29 protein-coding genes are annotated in these 26234 nt (G+C 41.1%); 4 read left to right on the top strand and 25 right to left on the bottom strand.

Annotated elements, in window-relative coordinates; genetic code table 11:
- The first annotated feature begins 1 nt into the window (after nt 1).
- Nucleotides 2-715, top strand: coding sequence for an amino acid ABC transporter permease (locus BA81_RS01830; RefSeq protein WP_034279995.1), 714 nt, complete (start codon nt 2-4; stop codon nt 713-715).
- A gap of 35 nt (nt 716-750) precedes the next feature.
- Here BA81_RS01830 and BA81_RS01825 read toward each other — a convergent pair whose 3' ends face one another.
- The 10 genes from BA81_RS01825 to BA81_RS01785 form a co-directional block, all read right to left on the bottom strand.
- Nucleotides 751-1581 (bottom strand): manganese catalase, encoded by an 831-nt coding sequence (locus BA81_RS01825; protein WP_034280749.1) that lies wholly within the window; start codon nt 1579-1581, stop codon nt 751-753.
- Nucleotides 1582-1707: 126 nt separating this feature from the next.
- Nucleotides 1708-2748, bottom strand: coding sequence for a 2,3-butanediol dehydrogenase (locus BA81_RS01820; protein ID WP_024427903.1), 1041 nt, complete (start codon nt 2746-2748; stop codon nt 1708-1710).
- 70 nt (nt 2749-2818) lie between these two features.
- A complete protein-coding gene (locus BA81_RS01815) occupies nt 2819-4039 on the bottom strand; it encodes an MFS transporter (RefSeq protein ID WP_034279991.1) in 1221 nt (406 codons plus the stop codon).
- Nucleotides 4040-4410: 371 nt separating this feature from the next.
- Nucleotides 4411-5160, bottom strand: a complete 750-nt coding sequence (locus BA81_RS01810) for an SDR family NAD(P)-dependent oxidoreductase (protein WP_034280747.1) — start codon at nt 5158-5160, stop codon at nt 4411-4413.
- Between the two features lie 355 nt (nt 5161-5515).
- The gene (locus BA81_RS01805) at nt 5516-7234 is read right to left on the bottom strand and encodes an ABC transporter ATP-binding protein (RefSeq protein WP_034279988.1); all 1719 of its coding nucleotides are present in this window, start codon (nt 7232-7234) and stop codon (nt 5516-5518) included.
- On the bottom strand, nt 7234-7797 hold the full coding sequence (locus BA81_RS01800; protein WP_034279985.1) for a GNAT family N-acetyltransferase: 564 nt from the start codon (nt 7795-7797) through the stop codon (nt 7234-7236). Before BA81_RS01800 ends, BA81_RS01805 begins: the two co-directional genes overlap by 1 nt.
- 552 nt (nt 7798-8349) lie before the next feature.
- Entirely contained in the window at nt 8350-8478 is a 129-nt protein-coding gene (locus BA81_RS20025; RefSeq protein ID WP_282707022.1) for a hypothetical protein, read from the bottom strand.
- 41 nt (nt 8479-8519) lie between these two features.
- Complete coding sequence (locus BA81_RS01795) at nt 8520-9293, bottom strand: class I SAM-dependent methyltransferase (RefSeq protein ID WP_034280745.1); 774 nt, start codon at nt 9291-9293, stop codon at nt 8520-8522.
- Nucleotides 9294-9378: 85 nt separating this feature from the next.
- Nucleotides 9379-10593 (bottom strand): formaldehyde dehydrogenase, glutathione-independent, encoded by a 1215-nt coding sequence (gene fdhA / locus BA81_RS01790; RefSeq protein WP_034279982.1) that lies wholly within the window; start codon nt 10591-10593, stop codon nt 9379-9381.
- Nucleotides 10594-10994: 401 nt separating this feature from the next.
- Nucleotides 10995-11597, bottom strand: a complete 603-nt coding sequence (locus tag BA81_RS01785; RefSeq protein WP_034279979.1) for a class I SAM-dependent methyltransferase — start codon at nt 11595-11597, stop codon at nt 10995-10997.
- A gap of 269 nt (nt 11598-11866) precedes the next feature.
- Between BA81_RS01785 and BA81_RS20140 the strand changes: the two genes are divergently transcribed.
- Nucleotides 11867-11992 (top strand): YjcZ family sporulation protein, encoded by a 126-nt coding sequence (locus BA81_RS20140; protein ID WP_008342643.1) that lies wholly within the window; start codon nt 11867-11869, stop codon nt 11990-11992.
- A 43-nt stretch (nt 11993-12035) separates the two neighbouring features.
- On the opposite strand, the gene BA81_RS19520 is transcribed toward BA81_RS20140, so the two are convergent.
- From BA81_RS19520 to BA81_RS01760, 7 genes are all read right to left on the bottom strand, one after another.
- Nucleotides 12036-12197, bottom strand: a complete 162-nt coding sequence (locus BA81_RS19520; protein WP_155267112.1) for a hypothetical protein — start codon at nt 12195-12197, stop codon at nt 12036-12038.
- Between the two features lie 159 nt (nt 12198-12356).
- Nucleotides 12357-12491, bottom strand: a complete 135-nt coding sequence (locus BA81_RS19050) for a YrzI family small protein (RefSeq protein ID WP_065214597.1) — start codon at nt 12489-12491, stop codon at nt 12357-12359.
- A gap of 449 nt (nt 12492-12940) precedes the next feature.
- Nucleotides 12941-13171, bottom strand: a complete 231-nt coding sequence (locus BA81_RS01780; protein WP_034279976.1) for a YrhC family protein — start codon at nt 13169-13171, stop codon at nt 12941-12943.
- A gap of 72 nt (nt 13172-13243) precedes the next feature.
- Nucleotides 13244-14392: a bifunctional cystathionine gamma-lyase/homocysteine desulfhydrase gene (locus tag BA81_RS01775; RefSeq protein ID WP_034279973.1), complete on the bottom strand. Its 1149-nt coding sequence runs from the start codon at nt 14390-14392 to the stop codon at nt 13244-13246.
- Between the two features lies 1 nt (nt 14393).
- A complete protein-coding gene (locus BA81_RS01770; RefSeq protein WP_034279971.1) occupies nt 14394-15317 on the bottom strand; it encodes a PLP-dependent cysteine synthase family protein in 924 nt (307 codons plus the stop codon).
- Nucleotides 15318-15363: 46 nt separating this feature from the next.
- Nucleotides 15364-16059, bottom strand: a complete 696-nt coding sequence (mtnN, locus tag BA81_RS01765) for a 5'-methylthioadenosine/S-adenosylhomocysteine nucleosidase (protein WP_034279968.1) — start codon at nt 16057-16059, stop codon at nt 15364-15366.
- A 15-nt stretch (nt 16060-16074) separates the two neighbouring features.
- Nucleotides 16075-16716 carry a class I SAM-dependent DNA methyltransferase gene (locus BA81_RS01760; protein ID WP_034279965.1) on the bottom strand — a complete coding sequence of 214 codons (642 nt, stop codon included), beginning with the start codon at nt 16714-16716 and terminating at the stop codon, nt 16075-16077.
- A gap of 186 nt (nt 16717-16902) precedes the next feature.
- On the opposite strand from BA81_RS01760, the gene BA81_RS01755 reads away from it, so the two are divergent.
- Nucleotides 16903-17106 carry a DUF2536 family protein gene (locus BA81_RS01755; protein WP_034280743.1) on the top strand — a complete coding sequence of 68 codons (204 nt, stop codon included), beginning with the start codon at nt 16903-16905 and terminating at the stop codon, nt 17104-17106.
- A 233-nt stretch (nt 17107-17339) separates the two neighbouring features.
- Here BA81_RS01755 and BA81_RS01750 read toward each other — a convergent pair whose 3' ends face one another.
- From BA81_RS01750 to greA, 3 genes are all read right to left on the bottom strand, one after another.
- The gene (locus BA81_RS01750; RefSeq protein WP_034279962.1) at nt 17340-18005 is read right to left on the bottom strand and encodes a YrrS family protein; all 666 of its coding nucleotides are present in this window, start codon (nt 18003-18005) and stop codon (nt 17340-17342) included.
- A gap of 67 nt (nt 18006-18072) precedes the next feature.
- Nucleotides 18073-19815: a peptidoglycan D,D-transpeptidase FtsI family protein gene (locus BA81_RS01745; protein WP_034279959.1), complete on the bottom strand. Its 1743-nt coding sequence runs from the start codon at nt 19813-19815 to the stop codon at nt 18073-18075.
- 50 nt (nt 19816-19865) lie between these two features.
- The gene (greA, locus tag BA81_RS01740) at nt 19866-20339 is read right to left on the bottom strand and encodes a transcription elongation factor GreA (RefSeq protein ID WP_008358505.1); all 474 of its coding nucleotides are present in this window, start codon (nt 20337-20339) and stop codon (nt 19866-19868) included.
- A gap of 623 nt (nt 20340-20962) precedes the next feature.
- Here greA and BA81_RS01735 point away from each other — a divergent pair.
- Complete coding sequence (locus tag BA81_RS01735; RefSeq protein WP_034279955.1) at nt 20963-21310, top strand: Ig-like domain-containing protein; 348 nt, start codon at nt 20963-20965, stop codon at nt 21308-21310.
- Nucleotides 21311-21362: 52 nt separating this feature from the next.
- Here the strand turns inward: BA81_RS01735 and udk are convergent, their stop codons facing one another.
- The 5 genes from udk to mltG all read right to left on the bottom strand — a co-directional run bounded on the left by udk (nt 21363) and on the right by mltG (nt 26177).
- On the bottom strand, nt 21363-21995 hold the full coding sequence (udk, locus tag BA81_RS01730) for a uridine kinase (protein ID WP_024423106.1): 633 nt from the start codon (nt 21993-21995) through the stop codon (nt 21363-21365).
- A 7-nt stretch (nt 21996-22002) separates the two neighbouring features.
- Nucleotides 22003-23271, bottom strand: coding sequence for a peptidase U32 family protein (locus tag BA81_RS01725; protein WP_024423107.1), 1269 nt, complete (start codon nt 23269-23271; stop codon nt 22003-22005).
- Nucleotides 23272-23291: 20 nt separating this feature from the next.
- Nucleotides 23292-24221, bottom strand: a complete 930-nt coding sequence (locus BA81_RS01720) for a peptidase U32 family protein (protein WP_034279952.1) — start codon at nt 24219-24221, stop codon at nt 23292-23294.
- Entirely contained in the window at nt 24218-24883 is a 666-nt protein-coding gene (locus BA81_RS01715; protein ID WP_034279949.1) for an O-methyltransferase, read from the bottom strand. The genes BA81_RS01720 and BA81_RS01715 overlap by 4 nt, the downstream gene beginning before the upstream one ends.
- Before the next feature lie 211 nt (nt 24884-25094).
- Nucleotides 25095-26177, bottom strand: coding sequence for an endolytic transglycosylase MltG (mltG, locus tag BA81_RS01710; protein WP_034279946.1), 1083 nt, complete (start codon nt 26175-26177; stop codon nt 25095-25097).
- Between the last annotated feature and the right edge of the window lie 57 nt (nt 26178-26234).

Genomic DNA, 26234 nt, shown 5'->3' with positions numbered 1-26234 from the left:
GATGCAAACCATTGATATTCCATTTGCGATTGACCAAGTACCACATATTCTAAAAGGTGTTCCTTTCACCTTATTAATTGCTCTTGTTTCCATGGCTGTGAGTCTTGTGATCGGATCTGTTTTTGCTTTCATTCGCCTCTTTCGCATCCCTGTACTCAGACAGCTCGTTACGCTATACGTCTCCTTTTTTAGAGGAACGCCGCTTATTGTTCAACTGTTCGCTTTCTTTTATGGGCTCCCTTTTCTTCTAACCAGTATGAGCGGCACATTCGGACTGACCTTTCATCCGGATATGGTCTCCCCTTTAGCTGTGGCTCTTATTACCTTCAGCCTGCATTCAGCCGCTCATTTAACAGAGGTGGTCCGAAGTGCACTTCTGGCAGTAGACAAAGGGCAGCTTGAAGCGGCAAAAATTGTAGGCATGACCACACGTCAGGCGATGATACGTATTATTTTGCCGCAGGCATTTGTTGTGGCCTTACCAAACCTAGGCAATCAGCTCGTTCAGTTATTAAAAGCGACATCTCTTGCGTTTACAATTGGGGTACTCGAAATCATGGGTATTTCCCGGATCATTGCAAATGACGGCTATCAGTTTTTAGAAACTTATCTCGTCTCTGCTTTGATCTATTGGCTGCTGAGCATTGTCTTTGAATTAGCCTTTGCATTATTAGAGAAACGTGTCAGTGTATACGGAAGAACTCTCGGACGTTAAAAAGTCGATCAGGCACAAAAACCTGATCGACTTTTTTATTCACCCTTTTTTGGTGTGTTAAATAGTTCTTTTGGTGCGGGTTTGAGCTTTGGTGCAGAGCCGAATACGACAGGTGCAGAAATATATCTGAACTCTCCTTTTCCATCCATGCTGCGGCCATGTGCCCATCTGCCTTGCTTACTTTCTTCCCCTCTTGAGAAGTTAAACAAGTCATAGGATACTTGCTGTTTTTCTAGTGAACGAGGGAAGGTGGTTGGTACGACGACATCTCCTTCTCGCTCTTCTAATTCTTTAATTGCGGCAAGCCACATATTTTGATGGTATGTATCACGAGCAATGAGGAAGGAGAGCATATCTTTGACGCCGCGGTCATCTGTCATTTCGTAAAGTCTTGTGACCTGAAGGCGGCCCTGGGCCTCTGCATTTAAATTGGCTCTGAAATCCGCCATTAAATTTCCGCTTGAAATGATGTATTTGGCATTCCACGGGTATCCTTGACTATCCGCTGCCATTGCCCCTAAACCTGCAACAATCGCATGCTGCGGGTTCATTCCGCCCATGACAGCTGCAAGTGCAGGATCACTTTGGTACGCCTCTTCTTGTTCTTTAACTGGTGCATTATCAAGTAAACGCGCAATCATCGTTGCCAGCATTTCGACATGACCAATTTCCTCTGTTCCTACGTCAAATAATAAATCCCTATATTTTTGATCTGCCCGGCAATTAAAGCCTTGAAATAAATATTGCATCATCACGCTGATTTCACCATATTGACCGCCTAATACTTCTTGTAATTTCTTTGCATAAACCGCATCAGGCTTTGAGGGCTTTGCTTCATATTGCAATTCTTTGATGTGATAAAACACGATGTCATCTCCCTTATCATGAAACATCTTTTCAATTATCACTATTCAACCGCAGCTCTCTTTATGAAAATGATCTGAATACATAAAAAAAGAGAATGGCTTATGCCATCCTCTTTGTTATCTTACTTATTCAGCACTGACTAAAATTTTCACTTGATCTTTTTCATTGATTAATGCATGGAAGCCATCCTCGATCACATCGTCCAGCTTGATTTTTTTCGTGACGAGTGTGTCTGCAGAGAAATAGCCTTTTCTCATTAGGTTTAATACAGATGGGAATACGTCTCTGTAGCCGATAATTCCTTTTACTGTACGTTCTTTAATGACAATGTCATTCGGCATAATTTCTGCGCCTTTTTCCCAAATGCTTACAATCACTGTTTCGCCTGAAATTCTAGTTGATTGGATTGCTTGCTTCAATACAACAGGTACACCTGTCACTTCAAAAGAAACATCGACGCCACCGTTTGTACGGCGAGCAATTTCTTGAACAACATCTTCATACTGAGATGGATCTACAATGATCGCTCCAAGCTCTTTTGCTTTCACTTGGCGCTCTTTTGATAATTCAACTGCATAAATATCAGTAGCACCAGCTGCTTTTAATGCTTCAATGACAAGTAAACCGATTGGTCCGCAGCCAAACACAGCCGCTGTATCCCCAGCTTGTACTTTACTAGAACGAACCGCATATAAAGCAACTGCAGAAGGCTCGACAAGCGCGCCTTGCTCATATGAGATTTCGTCTGGTAATAAATGAAGTAATTCTTCATCGACTGATACATATTCAGAGAATCCACCGCCGCCTCCGGCAAGTCCTAAAAAGCCCATGTTTTCGTCTAAGTTATAAGCACCTTGATGCCCGTGAGTTGCAAAAATAGGTTCAACCACCACTCGATCGCCTACTTTGTAATTGCTCACGCCTTCTCCTACTTCAACAACTTCACCAGAGAACTCGTGTCCCAGTGTAACGGGTGCTTTTTCTTTTGTAAGTGGATGAGGTTCATTCACAGGAATGAAGATCGGTCCGCCTAAATATTCATGTAAATCACTACCGCAAATGCCGCACCATTTTACTTTAAGTTTCACTTTTCCTGGAGCAACTGTTGGTTCATCAATTTCCTCTAGTCGAATGTCCTTTTGATCGTGCCAGCGTAGTGCTTTCATTTATAAGACTCCTTTTCTCATCAATTTAATTAACTTACTTAAATAATGATAACATAATTTTTTTAATTTTCTAAGTAGGATGCACTATTTTTTTGACAGTCAATGGACGAAAGATGACAAAACATAGCAATAGACAGATAAGAAGCATACATAGACACCCAATGATGACGGAAATTCTGATCGATAGAATATGAGCGAGTCCGCCGAATATTCCTGTCATGGTCATCGTCAGAATGGCTTCAACCAAAGCATAAAAGCTGGCTACCCTCCCCATCACCTCTACGGGGATATTTGTTTGATAGAACGTCATAAAACCTGTATTCGCAAATGCTAAAAAGAAGGCTAATATAAAAAATCCACCGGCGGCTGCAACTAGACTGCTGGAAAATGCATAAATAAGATAGCCAAACGCCACAAACAAACTGCCGATTCCAAGCATCAGCGAAACTGACAGCCTTTCGACAATGACCGAATTAAGACTTGCCCCTGCGATAATACCCGCTCCAGCTATACTGACAAGAAGGCCATATTGTGTATCAGTCAGCATCAATACTTCTTTTGCAAAGGCTGTTTCAAGTGAGTCTATGGCCGTAGGAAGGACCGATATCGCGGCACTAAATAATAAATATACCGTCATGATCTGGCGTGACGTCAGACTAAAACGCAGAACAAGCTTTGCATCTTCTTTTAACATTGAAAGGGAAAACGCCTTTTGGCCAGCATCTATTTTGAGCAAATTCGGTAAACACATCGTTAACAAAGCAGATATCAACAGGCAGATCGCATTTACATAAATTGAAAGCACAGGAGTCCCGATGAGAAAGAGCAGACCTGCTGCTGCGGGCCCAAGTAAAAATCCACCGGATTGTAATAAAGAGCGAATGGCATTAAACCGTTTTCGGTTATCCGCCGGGATTAGTCCTGTCATATACACCATCGACGCTGGATGAAACATCGCTTGTGCCATCTGTATGAAAAACACCATGACATACAGAATGAGCAGATGTCCTGAAAATAAGGCAAAAGGGATGCATGCAATGAGCAGAGCACGGGTAATATCTAAACTGATCATCACATTCCGCTGATTCAGCCTGTCAATCAAACTGCCGGACCAGCTATTGGTCAAAAGAGCAGCAGCCGGTCTTAGCAAATAAACTGCTGTTACAGCAAGTACAGAGCCCGTTTCTTGAAAAATAAGCAAATGGAGGGCAATCATATAAATCCATTCTCCTATGTTCGCAATCCCGATGGCTCCAAGTAAAATACTCATATCCCGCCAATGTTTTTTCATCATGATCCCCCCTATTTGTCATAAAAAAATCCCGCCCCCAAGACATGTCTGTCTTGAGGACGGGATTTACTCCGCGTTGCCACCTCAGTTCATTCATCTGTTGCCAGATGAACCTTAGCGGGTGATCATTCACCCTTCTCTGTAACGGGAGAAGTTCGCTGCACCACCATCCGAGGGAATCCGGTGCAGAGCTAAGAGGCTTGGTTCCATCATGCTTCCCAGCTCCTTCTCAGCTTCACGGAGTTCTCTGTGTGGGGCAGCTATGATGTACTCTTCTCTATTTGCGCTGTGTCTTTTTTTCATCACGATCTTCAGCTGAATTGTTACATATTGTACTGCGCCTCGATCAAAGCGTCAATATTTTTTTCATGTTAATCCGCATAAATCATTTTTCTAGTCATGCCGCCATCAACAACCAAATCTGTGCCGGTCACAAATTGATTGTCTTCATCAGTTAAATAAAAACAGGCTTTCACAATATCCTTTGGCGTACCCACTCGATTGGAAAGATGCTGCTGATGGTCAATTTCTCGAAGACTTTTCTCATCTTTCGTTTCAATCCATCCAGGGGAAATGCTATTCACCGTAATATGATCCTGACTAAAAGAAACCGCCAAGGCATGAGTAAGCGCGGAAATCCCGCCTTTTGATGCAGCATATGCTTCCGTATGAGGCTCTGACATGGTCGCACGGGTAGATGAAATGTTCACAATGGAACCGCCGTTTGGATTCTCTTTGATATAACGTGCTGCTTCTCTAGCGCATAAAAAAGTCCCTCTTACATTTGTATGCAGCACATGATCCCACTCATCGACCGTTAACTCATAAGGCGATGCTGTGCACATGACGCCGGCATTGTTGATGAGAATATCAATCGTTTTGCAGTGCTCCGCCGCAAACGACATTAAGCGCTGAATATCCTTCTCCTGTTTCACATCTGTTTTAATGAAATAAACTTCACAGGACTCTTTTCTCAGCTGCTCCTCCAAACGCTTCCCCTTCTCTTCATCTATATCCGCAAGCACCACACGCGCCCCTTCTTTTGCATAACCGCAGGCGATCGCTTCACCAATACCATTGGCTGCGCCTGTGACGATGACGGTTTTATGTTGAAAAAGCAGCATTCATCCAATCCTTTCTCCATGAGATGTTGTCGTCTATCATATCATTTTGAGGAATCTCGGCACAAAGCTGAATTTGTATGACTAGATCAACTGATCAAAAAGGATCACCTGCTTCGTAAAATTGAGCAGTAATTGATTTTTCATTTATCGTAGATAAAGTAAAAACGTATTATAGCGAAATCAAAGGTCGTCCATCTCTTGATTTGTTGTTATTTAGAATCTAATTGAATATATAAAATGATTAAGATTTAGGAAGTAGAATGTTGTTCTGTCCCATTTCCATTTCATTCGTTTTTTTAACGTCTTTACTTTCAAAGAATAAACGAAAGCAACTGACTCTAAACATTTTCGTTTAATCTTCAGTTAAACGACCATTTTGCCAAAGCTGTTGATAATACGGATGTGTTTTTTGTAATTCTTCATGTGTGCCTTGACCTGACAAGCGTCCATCTTCAAAGACAAGGATTTGGTCTGCACTTGTAATCGTGGATAAACGATGGGCGATGATGATGGTCATCCGGTTTTTCGTTAACGCTTGAAGAGCAAGCTGCACTTCACGCTCTGATTCGTTATCTAAGTTCGATGTCGCCTCATCAAGTAATAGGATTCTCGGATTTCGTAAAATCGCACGAGCAATCGCAATACGCTGTTTTTGACCACCCGAAAGCTTAATACCTCCTTCACCAACCTCTGTATCGAGGCGTTTATCCAGCTGCATGACAAAATCATAGGCATAGGCTGCTTTTAATGCGGCAAGTACCTCTTGTTCACTTGCTCCATTCGTCCCGTACATGACGTTGTCACGAATCGTTCCGTTTAATAACGGTGCATTTTGACTTACATAGCCAAACAGCCCACGCCACTCTGTTAAATTAAATTGCTCAATGTTTTCTTTGCCATACAATATCGCACCTGATGACACATCATAAAAACGTTCAATAAGGGAGAACATGGTCGTTTTCCCGCCACCACTTCGGCTGACAAAGGCCGTTGTTTCATTTGGCTTTAACGTAAACGTCATACCTTTTAACACGTACTTTTCGTTGTACTTAAACGACACATTTTCAAATTGAATCGGCTGTGACGCAGCAGTTACCGGTTTACCGTCTTGGACTTCACGCTTCTCATCTAGAGCCTCGACAATACGCTCTGTTGCGCCAAGTGTTTTTTGTAAATCAGTAAAGAATGTCGCCATTTGTGTAAATGGCATAATAATTTGTACTAAATAAATCATGATTGCCACAAGCTCGCCAGAACTAATGGCACCTGAAGCAACCTGTGAACCGCCATACCCAAAAATCGCAATGATCACAACCATCATGAGCAGCGTCATAAGTGGTGAAAGAATCGCAACAATTTTTGCTTCTTTTAATCCGTACTTGTACAGCTGCTTAATTTGCTTTTCTCCGCCTGCTAGCTCTTGCTGCTCTGTTTGCGAAGCTTTCACAAGGCGAATGTTTGTTAAAATTCTCCCTAATCGTCCGCCAAATCCTGCCAACTCATCTTGATTGGCTTTCGAAATCGCGTACATTTTTTCTCCTAGCGGATACGTCACAAAAATTGTGAGTGGTACGGCGATCAGTAGCAGCAGCGTCATTTTCCAGTCAATCCACAGTAAAACAACGATTGCACCAAGTATCGCAAAAAGCCCCGATACAAACGATACGAGCTTTTCCGTTACAAACTCCTTTACGACGTTTGTATCCTGCGTAATTCGACTCATCGTTTCGCCAGATTCATGTGCATCGTAATATGTTAATCGTAAATGCAGCATATGCGCCCATACTTCTGTTCGTAAATTCGCGACAATTCCTTCACCTAAACGACGCATCATATAAAATGTAACCGCACTAAGCATCGCCTGTACAATTAAAACACCAATGACTGGTAAGAGTGACGTTAATGCAAAACCAGTATCTGAAATTTGGTTAATAAGCTTCATTGTGAGTAGTGGCACAGCAAGTCCTGCTGCCACCTCTACGATACTTATAAAAAATAAAAGAACTAATTGACTATTCGCCATCTGACTGCGCTTCATCAAAATCCAAAGCTGTGAGATTTTCCCTTGCATTATGATTCACTGCTCACTTTCGTCATGACCTTTTCAAAACGGAAAAACTCATACTCTTCATCCGATTCCGGCTCTTTGCCTTCTACATTAGGTCCTGGGTTGCCTTGGTGATAAAACTCAACAATTTTAAAGCCGCATTTATTCACGTAAAAATGAATATTACGCTTTTCAAAATATGGTGTGTGCAGCTCCCAAACCTTCGTCTCTGGGAACGCTGCTTCTATCGCTTCCCACATTTTAGTTCCAAGACCTTTGCCATGTGCATTTGCCCTTGTATACAGGAAGTCCACTTCGTTTCGCTGGGTTTCGTTATTCATTTTCAATACGACACCACCAATTCTTTCGGCGTTTAGTAAAAGTTGACGTACAACCGATTCTTTAGCAGTAAGTGAATGATTGAAATCTTCCTCAGACGGGATTGGTCCCATTTCTGCCGGATCTTCCGCATCTGTAAAACGATCTTGTAACCCTTTCGTAAATGCCTCTTGTAATTCTGCCTTAAATGTTGCTAGCTCGTCCTGCGGTACAGGTGCTAACGTCATTTGTTGATTTAGTTTTGTCATTTCTAAAAAACCCTTTCTTTTAAACTGATTAAAATATTCGACCAACTGTTAAAAATAGCTCACTATAATGGCCTAGACTCCGTATTTTCGAATCCAACCTTCCGCCTTATTACTCCATTTCATTGAGAAACCCAACCATTTACCAAGCCAAGTTAGTAGTGCTCGAATGTTAGGTCATGTTAATCACAAGAAATAGTGTAAGGTATGGAGTAACTCTAGAGTAAAGAAAGAAATGAAAAATATATTCGAAGAAATAATTATCAGCTAAACCTCTTATGTAAAGCGACGAGAAAATAGGTTGGTCGGTACCAACGGAGAAACTTTACGAGCAATCTACGCCATTTTTTAAAAAAACTTGGGGTTAAAATACATTACTGTGTATGCAAAAAGAGATGACTTAAATGAGGAGTCTGGAGAAGTGAGCTGCCTATTTGTCGCCTATATGACCGTCAGCAAGAATGAAACCAGCTGGGTTCTATGAGATTATTTATCATCAAGGACCTTATGAAGAAACCTTAGAAAGTATAACTTTCGTTGATATGTATTGTATATTCAATGTGAATTACACAATAAAGAGCCGTCCCATTTATGGAGCGGCTCTTTATTGTTAACATTTATCGAGAAACCAATACCATTGGCTGCGCCTGTGATGATGACGGTTTTTCCTTGAAAATGCAGCATATGATTGATTCCTTTCTATGACTGGTATGAATAATTTAATTTTATTCTTTCCTGAAAAGAACAATCCAGTCATCCACCTCTATTGATTCTATCTGATCCTCTGTCATGTTCAATCTATAATATTGCTTTATTTTCTCGTTAGCATCTAACATGTATTTTGTAACGATCTCTTCTTCCTTTAAAGTTTTCGTTGTTCGCTTGACCCATTCTTGAAAAGGGTAACGTTTTTTTCGTTCCATTGATCTTACTTCTTTTATTCCCTCTTTATAAAACAATTCCCGCCATTGTTCTGTAGATAGACAGGACACATGACTTGGGTCTCTCAATCTTTCCAGCTCATTGATAAATAGTGCAAGCTCTTCATCATTTGGCGAAACATTATCAATAAAGAAAAACAGACCATTTGACTTTAATACACGAGATGCCTCTTTGGCAAACTGTTCAGGGTTCGGGAAATGGTGTGCTGCAATTCGGCATGTGACCATATCAAATGTGCCATCTAAAAAAGGAAGGTTTTCCGCATCCGCTACTACATAAAAAATTTGTGGATACGCTTTTAAATGAAGTGATGTATGAGAAAGCATCTCTTTTGTTAAATCCGTCGCAAACACTTGATTCACATATGGAGCCAGTGCTTTTGCGGTATGCCCGCCACCAGTTGCTATATCGAGTACGACCCAGCTTTCTTCTGGGGCTGCCCATTCAACAATTAGATCCAGGTCTGCTCCCTTTGCATGAGTTTGACTCGTCACATACTTTTCTGCATTTCTCCCAAATTGTTCTACCACTCTTTTTTTGGCCTGATCTGAATTCATCTGATCCTCCCCTTTGAAATAGATTGGATTTTCCACAATAAAGAGCCGTCCCATTTTATTGAGCGGCTCCTTTCATGTTAAAAATTTATCGAGGTAGCATTCCGTGCGGGTCAATCACAAATTTCTTCGCCACACCCGAATCAAAGTCACTATATCCTTTAGGGGCTTGATCAAGGTCGATGACGGTTGCATTGACGGCTTTGGCGATCTGTGCTCTTCCGCTTAAAATGGATTTCATTAGACTGCGTTGATATTGCATAACAGGGGTTTGGCCTGTCACAAAGGTATGAGCCTTCGCCCAGCCAAGTCCAATTCGTACTTTCAGAGAACCGACTTTTGCATCGGCATCCACTGCTCCTGGATCTTCTGTGACGTAAAGCCCTGGAATTCCAAGTTTGCCGCCAACTTTGGTAATATCCATAATTGTATTTAAAACGGTTGCTGGTGCTTCTCCCTGATCTCCATGACCCGAAGCTTCAAAGCCGACACAATCGACGGCACAATCAACTTCTGGCTCTCCTAAAATATGTGTGATTTGCTCGCCGATTCGATCGTGTTTTCGTAAATTGATCGTCTCGCAGCCGAAGCTTCTTGCCTGTTCCAGTCTTTGCTCATTCAGATCTCCAACAATCACAGCAGATGCGCCAAGAAGCTGAGCCGAATGTGCTGCTGCAAGACCTACTGGCCCAGCACCTGCAATATATACGGTCGAACCAGGCTTTACTCCAGCCGTATAAGCACCATGAAAACCTGTCGGGAAAATATCGGAAAGCATCGTGAGATCAAGTATTTTTTCCATCGCTTGATCTTTGTCTGGAAATTTGAGCAGTTGAAAATCTGCATATGGAACCATGACATACTCGGATTGGCCGCCAACCCATCCGCCCATATCTACATATCCATAGGCAGAGCCTGGGCGGTCCGGGTTTACATTTAAGCACACATGGGTTTTTTGTTCCTTACACATGACGCAGCGTCCGCATGCAATATTAAACGGAACGGACACGAGATCTCCTTTTTGAATAAACTCCACATCTCGCCCAACTTCCACGACTTCACCTGTAATTTCATGACCAAGGACAAGTCCTTCAGGTGCAGTCGTACGCCCTCTCACCATGTGCTGATCACTTCCGCAAATATTCGTCGTCACTACTTTTAAAATGACGCCATGCTCACATTTGCGTCCCACATTGGCTTTAGGTACACCCGGGCCGTCTTTTAAGACCAAATCAGGGTATCCAATATCCTCAACTGCTACTTTTCCTGCTCCTTTATAAACGACACCTTTGTTTCCCGACATGATTTCATTCCTCCCTTTTGTTTAAAAATGAAGTCTCTACAATTTTCTCTATTTCTTAAGCAATTCCCTTCTTCAAACAGCAAATTATGTGAAAAAGAAGGAGATACATGTCTACGTGAGAAAGAAAAATGTGTCTTCCAGTGAAATAAAAAAGAAAATATTGAAAAAAAAGCTAAACTTTTGCAGAACGGTGTCGATATAAGAAATAAGCCAGACAGGTATCCTTAATCGACAAACAAATTCCTTATATATACTATCATTCCTTACACACCTGGCTGGCGCCTATATCACATACAAAAGGCTCTTCTGATGAAGAGCCTTTTTTTATTGCAGGCAAAGAGGCTCCTCTGACAAAGAGTCTCTTTTTTGAGTGCTTGTTCATTACCTGGGAAATATTTTCATCATTTTAAGGCTTTGATACAGATGTATGTATCATAGTGATAAACCGAGACTTCTCTAAAGTGATATGCTGAAAACAGACGGCTGATCTCTTCTTCACTGTACGATGAAAAAGATGTTGACCGTTTTTGTTCGTTGATCAGCTCCTGCTTTTGGAAGGATAAAAATACTTCTCCATCCACTTGAAGGACGCGGTACACTTCCTTCATGACTTGCTCAATATCCTTCAAGTAATAGATTGTCTGCACCGTAAATAATTTATTGAATGATCTGTCTTCAAAAGGTAATTGCTCAGCCTTACCAAGCGTAATAACGGCTTTGTCCTGTTCCGCAAGCTTCTTATGTTTTCTTTTTGCATATTTAATCATATGACGAGAGGCATCCACTCCATATACTTTTCCGCGGTCAAGTTTTTCAGCTACCTTTGATAAGGTGATGCCTCTTCCAGTCCCAATTTCTAAAATTCGGTCATTTTCTTGTATATTTAAGAGTTGAAGCGTCCATTCATTGATATTATGATGATTTTTTTCCATATAGCGGGCAACCCATTTTGAGAACAAGCCTTTTGGTTCCCTCATTTGTTTTCCAATCCAGCTTTGAATCAATGTTAACACCTGCTTTTCACCAGTAAATAAACTATTTACAAATTTTCTTACTTTTCATATCGGCTCTCACCTAACAAAAATTAAGACCTAGTCCTAATTTATTTGTCTTTTATAAGACGCTCCTTTTCAGAAAATGTTTCGCAGAAAGTGAAAATTATTTTTTAACCTAAATAGGCGTTTTCATTATTTGTGCTCAGATTGATTTCGTTTTCTGCATGAGCTGCATAATTTATAAATGTATCTTGATTAGATAAAGGTGGTGCTAGATTATGGGCTTTGGCGGTTATTCTGGAGGCTACTGCGGTGGCTACGGTGGCGGTTTTGCAGGCGGATTCGCATTGCTTGTTGTACTGTTCATTTTGTTGATCATCATTGGTGCAAGCTGGATTTGCTAACGTAAAAGGAGCAGGAAACGTCATGGTTTCCTGCTCCTTTTCTTTAATACCAATAAGTCCGGTACTGATACATATAACGTCTGAGCATTTCCTCTTGCTCTCTTTGCATGCGGTATGGATTGCCGTATCCGTGCTTTAAGGAATGCGGAATAGATGCATACCCGTGCCCCACAGACGGAAATCTCATATATGGTGACATCGACATTCATTGATCACCTCACAATCACCTTTTACGGTATCATATGTGCAGGTGATCAATGTGGAGCGTGTCTAAACCTGGTCCTTCTCCATCGTATAACAATCAAGCATGGCTAGCATCATAAACATGTCAATCTCCTCCTTTTCACATTTTTCATTTCCTGTTTTAGTTCATATACTTTAGTTGTTTCTGTTTCATTTCTTCATAAATTGTTTCGACTTCTTGTTCGTAAAGAACGGTCTCAATGTCCTTGTATTTCCGCTTAATTGTCAAAGTAATAAAAAATAAATGGATTGTCATATACGCTCACCTCCCTTCAGTTCGCAGCACGCGAAATAGCCCGCAGATCTTCTTTATCAGTTGACCTGCGGGCACACAAAAATGCAGATCAAAAGACAGTGTCTTCCAACCTGCAATGGATGATACGTGTGAAATCCTCGTTTACTTAAACAGTTTTGAAGCGTGCACCGTATAAGGCAAAGGAAGGACACGAACTCTTCCACAGGCTGATGACATGATGAAATTGTTGGTTGAATTGATCACAAGTAGATACGAATAACATATTCTTCAGCCTCCTTTACGTTTTTTTTAATTACTTTGTAAGTATATCCAGCAAGCACCATTTTGTAAACCTGTTTTTAGTCATATAGGTGATTTTTGTGTTTTTGACTAAATTTCTACAGTTATTCTTGTCCGATTATCCAATACAATAAAAAAAGCCTCCTCAGGCAAATGAGGAGGCTTTCGAATTAATCTTCATCTAATTCTTGCAGTTTCTTTTGAAAGAAAATCGCGCGTTTAACACAAACAAAAGCTGCTAATAAGAAAACACAATCTATTCCCATCATCAGCATTTTTGGAGATGCTTCGATGTGCTGGTTCGGTAAGATCGTACCAATATATAAAAAGGTGCTGACAGCAAGCAAAATAAAAGCGTACTGCTTGTAATCTGTCACTAAATCACTCCACTTTTTCTTCACTTGTTTCACCTTCCAGTTATCAATGTCTATTCATAGCTTAACATAGTGAGAGAAAGCGAGGAGCATGTAAATCTATCCATTCGCCAGTGCGCTTAGTCCTTGCTTGATATCATGTAGTAAATCATCCACATCTTCAATTCCGACGGAAATACGAATTAAACCATCTGTGATGCCAAGCTCCTCCCGGCGGTCTTTTGGAATGGACGCATGGGTCATCCGGGCAGGGACAGAAATTAAGCTTTCAACCGCTCCAAGGCTTTCTGCGATTGTAAACAGCTTAAGCTGGCTTAAAAATACATCGACATGTTCTTCTTTTCCAATATCAAAAGAGATCATGCCGCCGAAGCCAGATGCTTGTGTTTTCGCAAGTTCATGTCCAGGGTGAGTATCGAGACCTGGATAATAAACACGTGTGACGGCTGCATGTTGCTTTAAAAACTCAGCGATTTTCTGTGCATTTTGTTGATGTGCTTCCATTCTTAGTCCAAGCGTTTTCATCCCTCTCATGAGAAGCCATGAATCCTGCGGTCCAAGAATTCCGCCTGTCGAGTTTTGAACAAAGTGCAGTTCTTCTCCAAGCTCTTTTGTCGCTGTGACGACAAGCCCGCCTACAACATCACTATGGCCGCCTAAATATTTAGTCGCACTGTGCAAGACAATGTCTGCGCCATATTCAATCGGCTTTTGGAAATACGGTGTGAAAAATGTATTGTCGACAATCATCAAGATGTTGGCTTCTTTTGTCAATTCGCTGATGGCTTTTAGATCCGTCATTTTGAGTAAAGGATTGGTTGGTGATTCAATGTAAACGGCTTTTGTTTCAGGTAAAATGGCTTTTTTCACTGCTTCAGGATCACTTGTGTCAACAAAGGTTGCAGTAATGCCAATGCGGTTTAGCACCTTTGTGATGACGCGGTAGGTTCCGCCGTACACGTCATCTGTCAGGACAATATGATCTCCGCTGTTAAACAGCATCATCACAGCCGTAATGGCTGCCATCCCTGAACCAAATGCGTAGCCGCTTGCTCCTCCTTCAAGATCACGAATGACTGTTTCCAGTGCAGTTCTTGTTGGATTTGCTGTTCTGGAGTATTCATACCCCGTATGTTCGCCTGCTTTCGGCTGCTTATAAGTACTCACTTGATAAATCGGCACAGACACGGCGCCTGTTCTTTCATCACCCGTTGTTCCGCTGTGAATCATCATTGTTTTTGGTTTCATGCTATTTTCCTCCCTCATAAATTCCTTTACTTAAATATCGCTCACTGCTGTCAGGAAAAATGGTGACAATGACTGTCCCAGGTGCTGCTTTCTTTGCTTCCTCTAAAGCGGCAAATAAAGCGGCACCAGAAGAGCTGCCGATGAGAACACCTTCTTTTTCAGCTGCTTCTTTCACCATTCGAAACGCATCATCATCACTGACAGTGTAAATCTCATCGAATAAAGCCTGCTCCATATAATCTGGGATAAATTCAAGGCCAATTCCTTCCGTTCTATGCGGGCCCGGGTCCCCTCCATTTAAAATTGATCCTTCAGGCTCCACAACCACTGTTTTTAACGCCTGATGCTGCTCTTTTAAATAGGCGGCACACCCTTGAAAAGTCCCGCCAGATCCTGCTCCCGCCACGAATACATCGATATTCCCTTTTAAGTCGGACCACAATTCGGGACCGAGCGTTCTGTAGTAAGTCAATGGATTTACTTGGTTTTTAAATTGTAAAACACAATAGGCATTGTCAAGGCTTGCCTCTAGTTCAAGGGCTCGATCAATCGCACCCTTCATGCCTTCTTTTCTCGGCGTATGAATAATTTCTGCACCGAGCGCCTTCATCAGCTGTTGTTTTTCTTGACTAAAATGTTCTGGTACACAAAAAATGGTCTGCAATTGCTGCTTTCTTGCACTTAGGGCAAGCCCAATTCCTGTGTTTCCAGCAGTCGCTTCAATAATAGTTCCGCCTGGACGCAGTTTGCCAGATGCCAATGCTTCTCTGATGAGCATATCACCTAATCGATCCTTAATACTTCCACCTGGATTCATCATCTCAAGCTTTGCATACACCTCAACGCCTTCTGGGACGCCAATCCCTGACAGCTTTAAAAGCGGTGTGCGGCCAATTAATTCAGTAATATCATTTATGACAGCCATATGATTCCCTTCCTTTGCATGGAAAAGAAGGGGGAAACCCCTTCTTTTATTGTGTTTGCTTTATCATACGCAAGACAAGGTCGGTTGAGTGAATCGCTGCTTGCTCAAGGAATTGATCAAAGGAGATATTGGATTCTTTCCCTGCAATATCCGATAGCGCACGAACGACAACAAATGGCGTACCAAAGAGCTGGCAGACCTGTGCAACGGCTGCGGCTTCCATTTCCACCGCATATAGCTCTGGAAACTTCTCTCTCACAAACGCTACACGATCCGAATCATTCATAAACGAATCTCCTGTTGCAATCGTTCCTTTTGCCACTTGAATATGATCAATTTCTAAAGCAGATTCTTCTGCCAGCTTCACAAGCTTTTCATCTGCAATGAAAGCAGCTGGAAGTCCCGGCACTTGTCCATATTCGTAATCAAAGATGGTCACATCTACATCATGATGTCTCACATCAGTAGAGATGACAATATCACCTACATTTAATGAGTGGTGGAAACCGCCAGCAGACCCTGTATTGATCACATAATCTGGCTGAAAGCGGTCAAGCAGTAATGTTGTGCTGACCGCTGCATTTACTTTTCCAATCCCTGATTTTAATAAAATCACTTCTTTATCTTCATAAACACCTGTTGTAAATTCACACCCAGCGATGTTTTCTTGTGTAGCATCTTTTAGTTGATCTCTTAAAATCGTCACTTCTTCTTCCATTGCACCTATAACTGCGATTTTCAAATCAAAAACATCCTTTCATTCCCTTTTCTTCGCTTCTACGATCCAAACAAAATCATTCATTTGATGAAAGGACGTGCTAAAACCTTCTTCTTCAAAGATTTGCTTTAGCACATCAATGGATGGATAATATTCCGTTTCTAAATCCTCTGCAAGCTGATCGAACCCTGCGGCTCTCGCTTTGTCGATCTGAGCTTGATGTGCTGCTTGATTTTGAAACATTGTATCAGCAAAAACTATTTTACCATCTGAGTGAAGGATGTTGCTATAGGTGTGAATGGCTTGTTTTTTTTCTTCATCCGTTAAATGGTGGAATGCATATGAGCTGACGATCGTATCTGGCTCAAAAGGCGGCGCTGGAAATGATAAAAAATCCCCATCATGAAATAGATCTGGCAGTCCTTTTTGAAGAGCCGCTTTCTTCATGGCATCTGATGGTTCAACACCAAACACGTTTTTATCAGCTGTTAGGAGCAGCGCTGTTAGATTCCCCGTACCGCTTCCAAACTCAAGAACATCTTGGCCTGAACGGCGGGCAATTTCTTTTAAAATAGCCGGATACCGGCGAAACACTTCTCTATACTGCTCGTCATGACCACTTACCGTGTCGTCATAAGAGTCGGCCCAATGATCAAATAAAGAAAGAAATTCGCGTCCCATTTTCTTTCCCTCCACTTTATCTATTTATTCCTATGCGTATAGTATGTTTTATTCCATCGAACAGTTCCTATCCTACCACAACTTCTGTTTCTTTCCTACTAAAAAATACTGGGAGAGACAGAAAAACATTTGCCCTTCTGAGGGAGAGAGATTAAGATGAATGAAGAGTATAGAGAGGTGAATCAAATGGATTTTCAGCTGGATTTTTTAAAGGATAAAATAGAATTTTTTGAAGCAACATCTTTAAAAGAACTTGAACAAAAGATCCAAAAACAAATTGAACATAATCAGGCGATTCTGCTGACCGTTCATTCTGTCAGTCATCAAACGACTGTGATCGATGAGCGGATTTTGCATACAGCAGTTGTTCATTTTAAAGCAAATGTTTAAACAAAAAAGATAGCAGATCTGCTATCTCAGCGTGTAGACAAACCCTCGCATTCGGTGTCAGGTCTGCGCTCCAGTACTCACGAATGTCAAATTCGCTCCGTTCTGGTGCTCGCCCTTCCTAGGGCTGCAAAGGTTTTTTATACGCTGAAAAGAAGACAAAGGGCTAAAATAAAGTTCATTTTAGCCCTTTGTCATCAATCTGAAAGATAGCTTCTGCTATCTTTTTTTCATGTTTATCTTAATTTTTCAACCTTCACAGGTTTCCAGCCTTTTTCATCTACCCACGTAATTTCCACGCGGTAGCGTTCACCTGTTGTTTTATCACGGATGGTTCCTTTTGCATCTTGAGGACCTCCGTTATTTCCTAACCAAAGAACAGTCATTTGATCTTCTGAAATTCCTGTCGCATAGGACATGGCTTTGATCATTTCTTTCCAGTCTTTTGAGCTGGAATCATAGGTTGCTGTATGTGAACCGGATTGCTCTGTTCCTACAGGCTCCCAGTCATCGTTTTCGTATGTTTTGTCTACGTCACTTGTTTTGCCGCCATCTGTTTCTTTGGCGTCTTTTAACGCATCTTTATTAGGCTTTTCTTCATCATCTGTCTTCTTCGTTTCGTCGTCTTGATCAGATGAAACATCTTTTTTTGCATCTGAATCATTGGATGTGTCTTTCTTTGGATCTTTCACATCTTCTTGTGAGTTTTGTTTATTTTCACTTGTTGCAGGTGCCGTTTTTGATGGCTCTTTCGCTACATCTGGATCTTTCGGCTTATTAAAAATTAACAAACTCGATGCGACAACCAAAATAAGCACCACAACGATACCAATTAATATGTTAAGCACCATATTTGCCTTTCTGCGCTTATCACGATGTTCAAATCGAGAATTTCTACTCAAAATCTCTGCACTCCTTTGCCTCTGTTCCCTAAGTCGTTACTATTCTAACATGTCATGAAGGGATGTTCTATGTCTGTTTCTTTTCAATTTCATTGACCTTTTTTACAATATCATAAAACGCATCATTTGTCTTAGCCCGGCCACTTGTCTCATCAAGGTGAACAACGACAAGGGCGTATTTTGGTTTTTCTACCGGAAAGTATCCAGCAAACCACTTATGATAAAGCGGATTCCCCTTTTTGTCTTGACTGCCGGTTTGGGCAGTACCTGATTTTCCCGCTACATCGTATGGCAAATCTTGAAACCTTCTTCCGGTTCCCTTGTCAGAGGTCACCACCTGCCTTAAGAATTTTTGCAGCTTTTGAGCTGTATAGCGGTCAATGCTGCCCCCTTCAGGCCGTTTGTTTTGAAAGGACAGCATCGTTGTTCCGTTTTGATACAGCACTTTTTCTGCGATTTTCACTTCTTTTCGTTCTCCTCCTCTTGCGATCGCAGCCATCATATTCGCGATTTGCAGAGGTGTCGTTTTCACATTTTTTTGTCCTATTGCGGTTTGTGCAATGGCTTTTTTGACATGCTTGTCTCTTTTATCTCCCCACACACTGCCTGTTTCTTCACGATCAAACTGTTTGAAGTGCTGCTTATGATAGACATCCCCTTCCCAGCCAGCTCGATCTATGAGTCCAAGCTTTGCAGCCGTCTTTTCGATGATTTGATCATCTGTTTGAATGAGCTTTTCAGCAAGTGCCGCAAAGGTATAATTGCAGCTCTGCGAGAAACTGTCCGTCAGATTCAGCACTTCCTGTTTTCCTTCAGGCTCTCCATATAAATTCTTTCGACAGTCATACATGGTTTGTGGCTGGTCAAGGTTTTTTTCGATTGCTGCGGCAAGTACAGCTGTTTTAAAGACAGAGCCTGGAGCAATCGCTGTCAGCATGTAATTTCTTGCCTCATGCCGATTTTTGCTTGTGACATTTGGGGTACTTGCCATTGCCAGTACACTGCTGCTTTCAATGTCGAGCAGAACGGCACCGCCTTTTTCAACGCCTTGGTCTTTGAGCACCTTCTCCATTTCAGCCTGCATGTCTTCATCTATTGTTGTCTGTACCTGAAGTGGATAAAAGGAATGAGCTTCTGCTGTATATTTGACGTCCATACCGAACAAAGGGTTTCCCCTTCCGTCCACATGATATAACAATTTTGTGTCTTGCTCGGGTAATAGAAATTCGTCAAAGGTGCTTTCCAGCCCAAATGTGCCGATTTCAGTACGTATGGAAAGCTCTTTTTTGTCAGGATAACGCTTTCTGAGTAGTTCTGGATTTTCGCTTGTGAAACCTAATGTGTGGAGGGCAAGTCTTTTTTTGTCCTTCTCTTTCATATATACGCCGTACACACCTGAATATTTCATATCATTGATGTCTTTCAGTTTTTTTTTCGTGATGTCATCTTTTAAAATGAGAGGTTTTTTCGTTTCTGTTAACTGTTTTTTGAGTTCATCCTCTTCCATCTCAAGAATAGAGGCGGTTTGCTGCAAGCGTGGAAGATCATATTGCAGGAAAGGAAATAAGATAACCGCAGGCTGTTCTTTTGTAAGGAGTGCTTGGCCGTTTCGATCTAAAAACTCACCGCGACCGTCTGAAATAACGACTTCTTCTGTTCGCTGTTTAACACTTTCTTGTATTAAATTGATATCAAGCTTTGAAAACGATTCTGTGAAGAACAGCTGAATTTCTGCCAGTCTCATTAGAAGACCGAGCAATAGTATAAAAATAATCGCACCTGTCCATTGAATTCTTCTTTTTTTGCGCATAAAAACACCTCGTCCCTATTGTGGACGAGGTGTTTACCTGATAAACGTGATTATGAAATTTTTACAATTTGAACGAACATTTCTCCGCCAGGTGTTTGAACGGTTACTTTGTCGTCTACTTGTTTACCTAAAAGGCTTTTTGCAATAGGTGAATCGTTTGAAATCTTGCCTTCGAACGGATCAGCTTCTGCACTTCCAACAATTGTGTAAGACTCTTCTTCCCCGTCTGGTAATTCAACGAATGTCACCGTTTTACCAAGTGAAACCACATTTGAGTTTCCTTCATCTTCGATAATTTTAGCATTACGAATCATATTATCAAGCGTTGTAATACGGCCTTCTACAAACGCCTGCTCTTCTTTAGCAGAATCATATTCCGAGTTTTCAGAAAGGTCTCCAAAACTTCTAGCGATTTTAATACGCTCTACAACCTCTTTACGTTTAACCGTTTTCAAATATTCAAGCTCTTCTTCTAATTTACGTTTTCCTTCTTCTGTCATTGGAAATACTTTCTCTTGTGCCATGAATCATTCACTCCTTCTATTAATCCTCATCATACAAACTTTCTGCACGTGAGTGACGACTGAAATATACAAGAATGAGGACATGTTCAGGCCCTCATTCCTTCTGTACCATATTCGTAAAAGTCCATCTTACATGGCGTCCCTTTTAGATGCAACTATTATGCCTTTTATTAGACAGGACCACTCGCAGCGGTCTAAAATCGCACAAACTGTGGAAAGGCACAGGAAGCTCCTGTACCTCGTTCGGCCATTTCGATCATATGTAGAAGAATAGCTTATCCATTCTCCATCTTCCAATACATAATATGGTCAGTGTACGATATGTCTATGCTATATTATTACAAAATTGCATTTTGATCAAGAATTGTTTGAAAATTTGTGATGATTTGTTTGTCGTTTTTTTAATATACTTTTTCAACTTCATTCTTTCGCTATGTGGTAGTGATTTCTCCATCTCTTCTTTTCTTCATTGTTTTCTTATCATATCAAACCCTTAAGATTTTTTCCGAGAATGCTGCTTTAATAAATGTTCACACACAATTAACAAATATTAACAAGGAAATATTTGGTTTTTGTTGAATTTTATCAATGCAAGACCAAATACATGCTAGGGAGTGTTTTAAATGAACATGAAGAAAACAATTGTTTCTGTTCTATCCATCTCTACCTTATCTTTTTCACTAATGGGCATGGCTTCAGCCAAAGAAACAGCGGATTTCACAGTCAATAGCAGCTCTTCTGGATTTCAAACTTTAGATGTGATTTCGATTCAAGATTACAGTGTATCTTTAAGAGTTGGTGAGCAATACTCGGTCTATAATTCTGCAGCTACACGTTATTGGACAGATAAACAGAGTGTAGCTTCTGTTAGCTCTAACGGAATAGTGACCGCTCATTCACCTGGCAAAGCCACTATCACTCTTTATAAAGGGACGTCTGTCTTAGGACAAGTTTTCGTGACTGTTTATTAATATGATGCTGAAAAGACCTTTACAATGTAAAGGTCTTTTTCTTCTCCACCATTTACTCTGCTCGGTTTTGAAGAATCGTTTGAATTTTTGTCACCATTAAGTCTATCGCCACATGGTTTTGGCCGCCTTCTGGGATGATGATATCGGCGTATCGCTTTGTCGGTTCAATGAATTGATTATGCATCGGTCTGACAACAGATACATATTGTTCAATCACAGAATCGATCGACCGGCCTCTTTCCTTCGTATCGCGTAAAATGCGGCGGATGATGCGAAGGTCTGCATCTGTATCAACATACAGTTTAATATCCATTAAGTCTCTCAAACGTTCGTCTTCGAGTGCAAAGATACCTTCAACGATGATGACATCCTTCGGCTCAACATGAACCGTCTCTTCTGAACGTGTGTTTAGTTTAAAATCATATATTGGTTTTTCAATGGATTCGTACCTTAAGAGCTGTTCCAAATGCTCAAACATCAGGTCATTGTCGAATGCAAGCGGATGATCATAGTTCGTGAGCAGGCGCTCTTCAAATGGCATATGACTTTGATTTTTGTAATATAAATCTTGCTGAAGCATGAGGATGGAATGTCCTTTAAATTTTTCATAGATTGAATTGGTGACGCTCGTTTTACCTGAACCCGAGCCGCCAGCAATACCAATGACAACTGGTTTACTCCTCATGTGGCTGTTATTTCCCCTTTCTCATCATGTTGCTAGGGTATACTTTTTGATCAAGCTTGAATTTGACGATTTGCAGCGGATGACGAGCAGCATCTAGTTCATTTCCTTTTTCATCCCAAATCGTTTCAATTTTGCATGTGAAATTCTCAATTTCTGGTCCGAAGAATTCGACTTCGTCGCCTTGCTTAAAGAAGTTACGCTGCTGCAATGTCACGATTTGTTCTTTTTCATCATAATGAAGAACAAGACCTGCGAAATCAAATGTCGTTTTCTTTCCATGGATGCCAAACATTTGTTCATCTGTTCCTGGTACGCCTTCGAAAAAGGCTGGTGCTGTGTCACGGTTTGCGCATTTATCTAATTCATCTAACCATTCCTGCTGAATGACAAAATTGTCTGGATCTGCACAATACGCATCAATGACTTTGCGGTATACACTTACAACAGTGGCAACATAATGAATGGATTTCATCCGTCCTTCGATTTTTAAGCTGTCAATTCCCATTTCGATCATTTGAGGAATGGATTCAACAAGCTTCAAATCTTTTGGACTCATTGCAAATGGCGCATCTTCCTCACCAAATAAAGGCGCTTCCTCAGAACCTTCTAGTTTATAAAGATCATAATCCCAGCGGCAGGACTGGCAGCAGCCTCCGCGGTTAGAATCTCTTGCCGTCATATGGTTACTGAGCACGCAGCGACCAGAGTATGCGATACACATCGCACCGTGAATGAATGTTTCGATTTCAATATCGACCTTTTCTTTCATTTCTCTAATTTCTAGCGCACTAGTTTCACGTGCGAGCACCACACGCTCAAGCCCTTCTTCCTTCCAAAACTGAACAGCTTTCCAATTTGAAAGAGATTGCTGTGTGCTTAAATGGACTTCAAGCTTCGGTGCAACACGTTTACATGTTTCAATGATCAATGGATCAGCTACAATAATGCCTGCTACCCCAGCGCCTTCGATCCCTTGAAGGTATTCCTCCAGCCCGTCCATGTTTTCATTGTGGGCGAAGATATTTGTTGTCACATAAATGCGTGCACCATATTTGTTTGCAAATGCGACACCTTCTGCCATTTCTTCAATTGAAAAGTTATCTGCATTTGAGCGAAGTCCAAATTCTTTCCCGCCAATAAAAACAGCGTCAGCTCCGTAATGTACAGCAATTTTCAGCTTTTCCAAGTTTCCTGCGGGTGCAAGCAGTTCTGGTTTTTTTGTAATGACACGTTTCCCATCAATCATTTCAGAAATACCATCTTTCAATAATGCCATTTCCTCTGCCTCCTCTTATCTTAATAAACCGTTTCTTTAAAGAAGAACCCTGTATCAATCGAACGATTCACTGGCTGAATCTCTTCAATCCGCTTCACCCAGTCTTCTTTCTGATCTTCATACGCGTCTTTGTCAGTCGTTAGTAAATCAATTGCTTTTCTATAAAGTGATGTCACCTCTGTCATATAAGAAAGTGACTTTAAAATTCCGTCAATTTTAAATGAGTCAATGCCTGCGTCAACAAACTCTTCTAATTCGTCAATCATACACACATCATTTGGACTCATAATATGTGTCCCGTTTGCATCCTCGAAAATAGGGTATTTGTTTTGACGCTCTTGGTCATGCAGGAATAGCCCTTCCTCCATATTTCTGCCTTCGACATCCATTTGCTTGCCCTGGTATTCAAAGTAGTTGCCGATGAGCGTACGTTTTGATTGAAACATACATGTCATGCCATGAACTTGAATTTCAATCTCCACCTCAGCATTTTCTTTGATGTCGATCACACTGTCCATATTCAGCTCTTTTGCAAGAACAGCACGCGATGCGCCTTTTCTGCCCCAGTAGTTACAAGTGTAATAGTTGGTCCCAGTCGTTTCTGTACTCCAGTGAAGGTTCAGGTTCACCCCTGTTTCCTTTGCTGCCATGATCACGGCTGGGTCTCCAAAAACGACGCCATCCACGCTTAATGAATCGAGAAAGATTAAATAATCTCCAAGCAGCTGCACGCGGTCATTATGAAAAATCGCATTCATTGCCACATACACTTTTTTGTGATGGGCATGTGCAAGCTGAACCGTTTGTTTCACATCTTCTCTTGAAAACTCACCTGCAAGACGAATACCGTATGTTTGTTCGCCTATTAAGAATGCATCAGCTCCTGCCTCAATTAATGGCAGTACGTCTGACACGCTGCTTGGCGTCACAAGCAATTCTGGTTTCTTCATGATTGGTCACCTCTTTTTGTACTAATGGCGATCCCGTCTCCAACTGGAATAATGCACGTTTGGAAATCAGGGTTTGACATGAGCCATTGATTGTATCGATCAATTTTTCCAATTAATTGTTTTTTTCGTTTATCTTCAATTTCTTCTTCATAATTCGTTGCCACTAAGCCTTTAAATAAGACATTGTCTGTAATAATCATTCCGTCATGAGCGAGCATCGGTTCAAACAATTCAAAGAAACGCTTGTACTGCCCTTTTGCAGCATCAATAAAGATCACATCATAGGGCGCCATCGTTTGGACCGTTTTAGCCGATTCCATCGCATCACCAAAAAACACGTGTATTCTTTCTTTTAACTTTAATTCCTCAATGTTCCGTGTCGCTTCTTCATAGCGCTTTGCATTGCGCTCAATCGTATAAATCTCAGCATCTGGCAGAGCTGTTGCCATTCGAATGGCGGAATAGCCAATCGCTGTCCCGACCTCAAGAATTTTTTTCGGCTTTTTCATCGAAAGCAGCTGCAGTAAAAGCTCAATGCTCACCTTTTCCATAATTGGCACATGATGCTCTTTTGCATAGATCTCTAATTGAGCGATTGCTTCAGGACTTGGGTGAATTAAATGTTCAATATAATCATTTATTCGATCATCTTCGATAGTCATTATCTGTCTAGCTCCTTCATGACCTGAAAAAGAAGAGTCCTGCCTATTGCAGCTCTCTTTCTCGTCAATCTTTCGTTCATCTAAGTAAAAACAACCCGATATATTTTACCACAAAGAAGTGGCAATTGCGAACCTATAAAATGGAGATTCCAACGAAAAAAACTGCAGGCAATCTCGTATTGTCTACAGTCTTTTTCGATTCACTTGTACATTAATTGCTGCCTGTGATGTATTTCGCTTTTGCTTTATTATGCTCATTTAACGTTTTCGTAAATACGACCTCTCCATTTTTCTTCGCAAGGAAGTAAACGTAATCCGTTTTCTCTGGATGCAGTGCGGCTTTCCAAGAAGATTCACCAGCATTTGCAATAGGTCCAGGCGGCAGCCCTTTGTTGTTATACGTGTTATAAGGAGATTTCACTTTTAGGTCTTTGTAATACACGCGGGATTTATGCTCACCAAGTGCATAAAGAACGGTTGGATCAGTTTGAAGCGGCATGTCCTTTTTCAACCGGTTATAGAATACACTTGAGATTTTTGCCCGATCTGTCTTTTCTGTTGCTTCCATTTCAATCAGTGATGCCATCGTTAACACATCATGTATGGACATGTTTCTTTTTTTCATGTCTTTTTCATACGTTTTCACGTATTGATCTGTTTGTTTAATCATCGTTTCAATGATCGTTTCGAGCGATTCATCCTCACGATAAAATGGATACGTAGCAGGGAATAAATAACCCTCCAACGGATGTTTCACCTGTTTTCTATTCACCTGTGATGTCACGGTTTTCGGATATTTTTTCATTAGTGTTTGAATAAAATCAGGATCATCCAGCTTCGCTTCAACTTCATTCGCTGAAAAATTCGTCTGATTTGCAATAATGGCTGCAATATCAGACAGCTGTCTTCCCTCAGGAATCACTAGCTGAAAGGCGTAATCTGTCCCGCCAGATGTCAGCTTTTTAATCAGTGTGTCTGCGTCCATTGTTTGTTTTAAATGAAAATATCCTGCTTTAAAGCCGGACGCTTTTTTGTATTTTGCATAATAAGTGAAAATCGTGTCATTCGAAATGAGCCCATTATCTTTTAAAATGCCTGCAATTTCGCGGACAGATGTCCCGTTTGGAATATGAATATTGATGGTTTGTTTACTTTTTTGATCGACCGGTCCGAGTGCTGATTTAACATATAAAAAGCCTGATAATGCTGCAATGATGATGACAGCAAGGACAGATAACAGGACGATCCCCATTTTTCTTTTGAAGAATGGTCGTTTCTTTTGTTCTGAAAACATGCATGGCCCTCCTCACATCTAGCTTTTATAGTACATGATTCGACGGAGTTCGGCAAT

This window comes from Bacillus safensis FO-36b, from assembly GCF_000691165.1.
Classification (GTDB): Bacteria; Bacillota; Bacilli; order Bacillales; family Bacillaceae; genus Bacillus; species Bacillus safensis.
Note: the sequence above shows the minus strand (reverse complement) of the source record. Positions and strands in the feature narration are given on the sequence as shown.

Coding starts and splice junctions, on each gene's coding strand:
- udk (WP_024423106.1), bottom strand. CDS start 21,995: ATGAGGAGTAAACCAGTTGTCATTGGTATTGCTGGCGGCTCGGGTTCA.
- BA81_RS01815 (WP_034279991.1), bottom strand. CDS start 4,039: ATGAAAAAACATTGGCGGGATATGAGTATTTTACTTGGAGCCATCGGG.
- BA81_RS01795 (WP_034280745.1), bottom strand. CDS start 9,293: ATGAATTCAGATCAGGCCAAAAAAAGAGTGGTAGAACAATTTGGGAGA.
- BA81_RS19050 (WP_065214597.1), bottom strand. CDS start 12,491: ATGACAATCCATTTATTTTTTATTACTTTGACAATTAAGCGGAAATAC.
- BA81_RS01735 (WP_034279955.1), top strand. CDS start 20,963: ATGAACATGAAGAAAACAATTGTTTCTGTTCTATCCATCTCTACCTTA.
- greA (WP_008358505.1), bottom strand. CDS start 20,339: ATGGCACAAGAGAAAGTATTTCCAATGACAGAAGAAGGAAAACGTAAA.
- mltG (WP_034279946.1), bottom strand. CDS start 26,177: ATGTTTTCAGAACAAAAGAAACGACCATTCTTCAAAAGAAAAATGGGG.
- BA81_RS01805 (WP_034279988.1), bottom strand. CDS start 7,234: ATGCAAGGGAAAATCTCACAGCTTTGGATTTTGATGAAGCGCAGTCAG.
- BA81_RS01830 (WP_034279995.1), top strand. CDS start 2: ATGCAAACCATTGATATTCCATTTGCGATTGACCAAGTACCACATATT.
- BA81_RS01755 (WP_034280743.1), top strand. CDS start 16,903: ATGGATTTTCAGCTGGATTTTTTAAAGGATAAAATAGAATTTTTTGAA.
- BA81_RS19520 (WP_155267112.1), bottom strand. CDS start 12,197: ATGTCGATGTCACCATATATGAGATTTCCGTCTGTGGGGCACGGGTAT.
- BA81_RS01715 (WP_034279949.1), bottom strand. CDS start 24,883: ATGACTATCGAAGATGATCGAATAAATGATTATATTGAACATTTAATT.
- BA81_RS01770 (WP_034279971.1), bottom strand. CDS start 15,317: ATGGCTGTCATAAATGATATTACTGAATTAATTGGCCGCACACCGCTT.
- BA81_RS01775 (WP_034279973.1), bottom strand. CDS start 14,392: ATGAAACCAAAAACAATGATGATTCACAGCGGAACAACGGGTGATGAA.
- BA81_RS20025 (WP_282707022.1), bottom strand. CDS start 8,478: ATGCTGCATTTTCAAGGAAAAACCGTCATCATCACAGGCGCAGCCAAT.
- BA81_RS01745 (WP_034279959.1), bottom strand. CDS start 19,815: ATGCGCAAAAAAAGAAGAATTCAATGGACAGGTGCGATTATTTTTATA.
- BA81_RS01720 (WP_034279952.1), bottom strand. CDS start 24,221: ATGAAGAAACCAGAATTGCTTGTGACGCCAAGCAGCGTGTCAGACGTA.
- BA81_RS01760 (WP_034279965.1), bottom strand. CDS start 16,716: ATGGGACGCGAATTTCTTTCTTTATTTGATCATTGGGCCGACTCTTAT.
- BA81_RS20140 (WP_008342643.1), top strand. CDS start 11,867: ATGGGCTTTGGCGGTTATTCTGGAGGCTACTGCGGTGGCTACGGTGGC.
- BA81_RS01800 (WP_034279985.1), bottom strand. CDS start 7,797: ATGACAAAACTAAATCAACAAATGACGTTAGCACCTGTACCGCAGGAC.
- BA81_RS01725 (WP_024423107.1), bottom strand. CDS start 23,271: ATGGCATTATTGAAAGATGGTATTTCTGAAATGATTGATGGGAAACGT.
- BA81_RS01820 (WP_024427903.1), bottom strand. CDS start 2,748: ATGAAAGCACTACGCTGGCACGATCAAAAGGACATTCGACTAGAGGAA.
- fdhA (WP_034279982.1), bottom strand. CDS start 10,593: ATGTCGGGAAACAAAGGTGTCGTTTATAAAGGAGCAGGAAAAGTAGCA.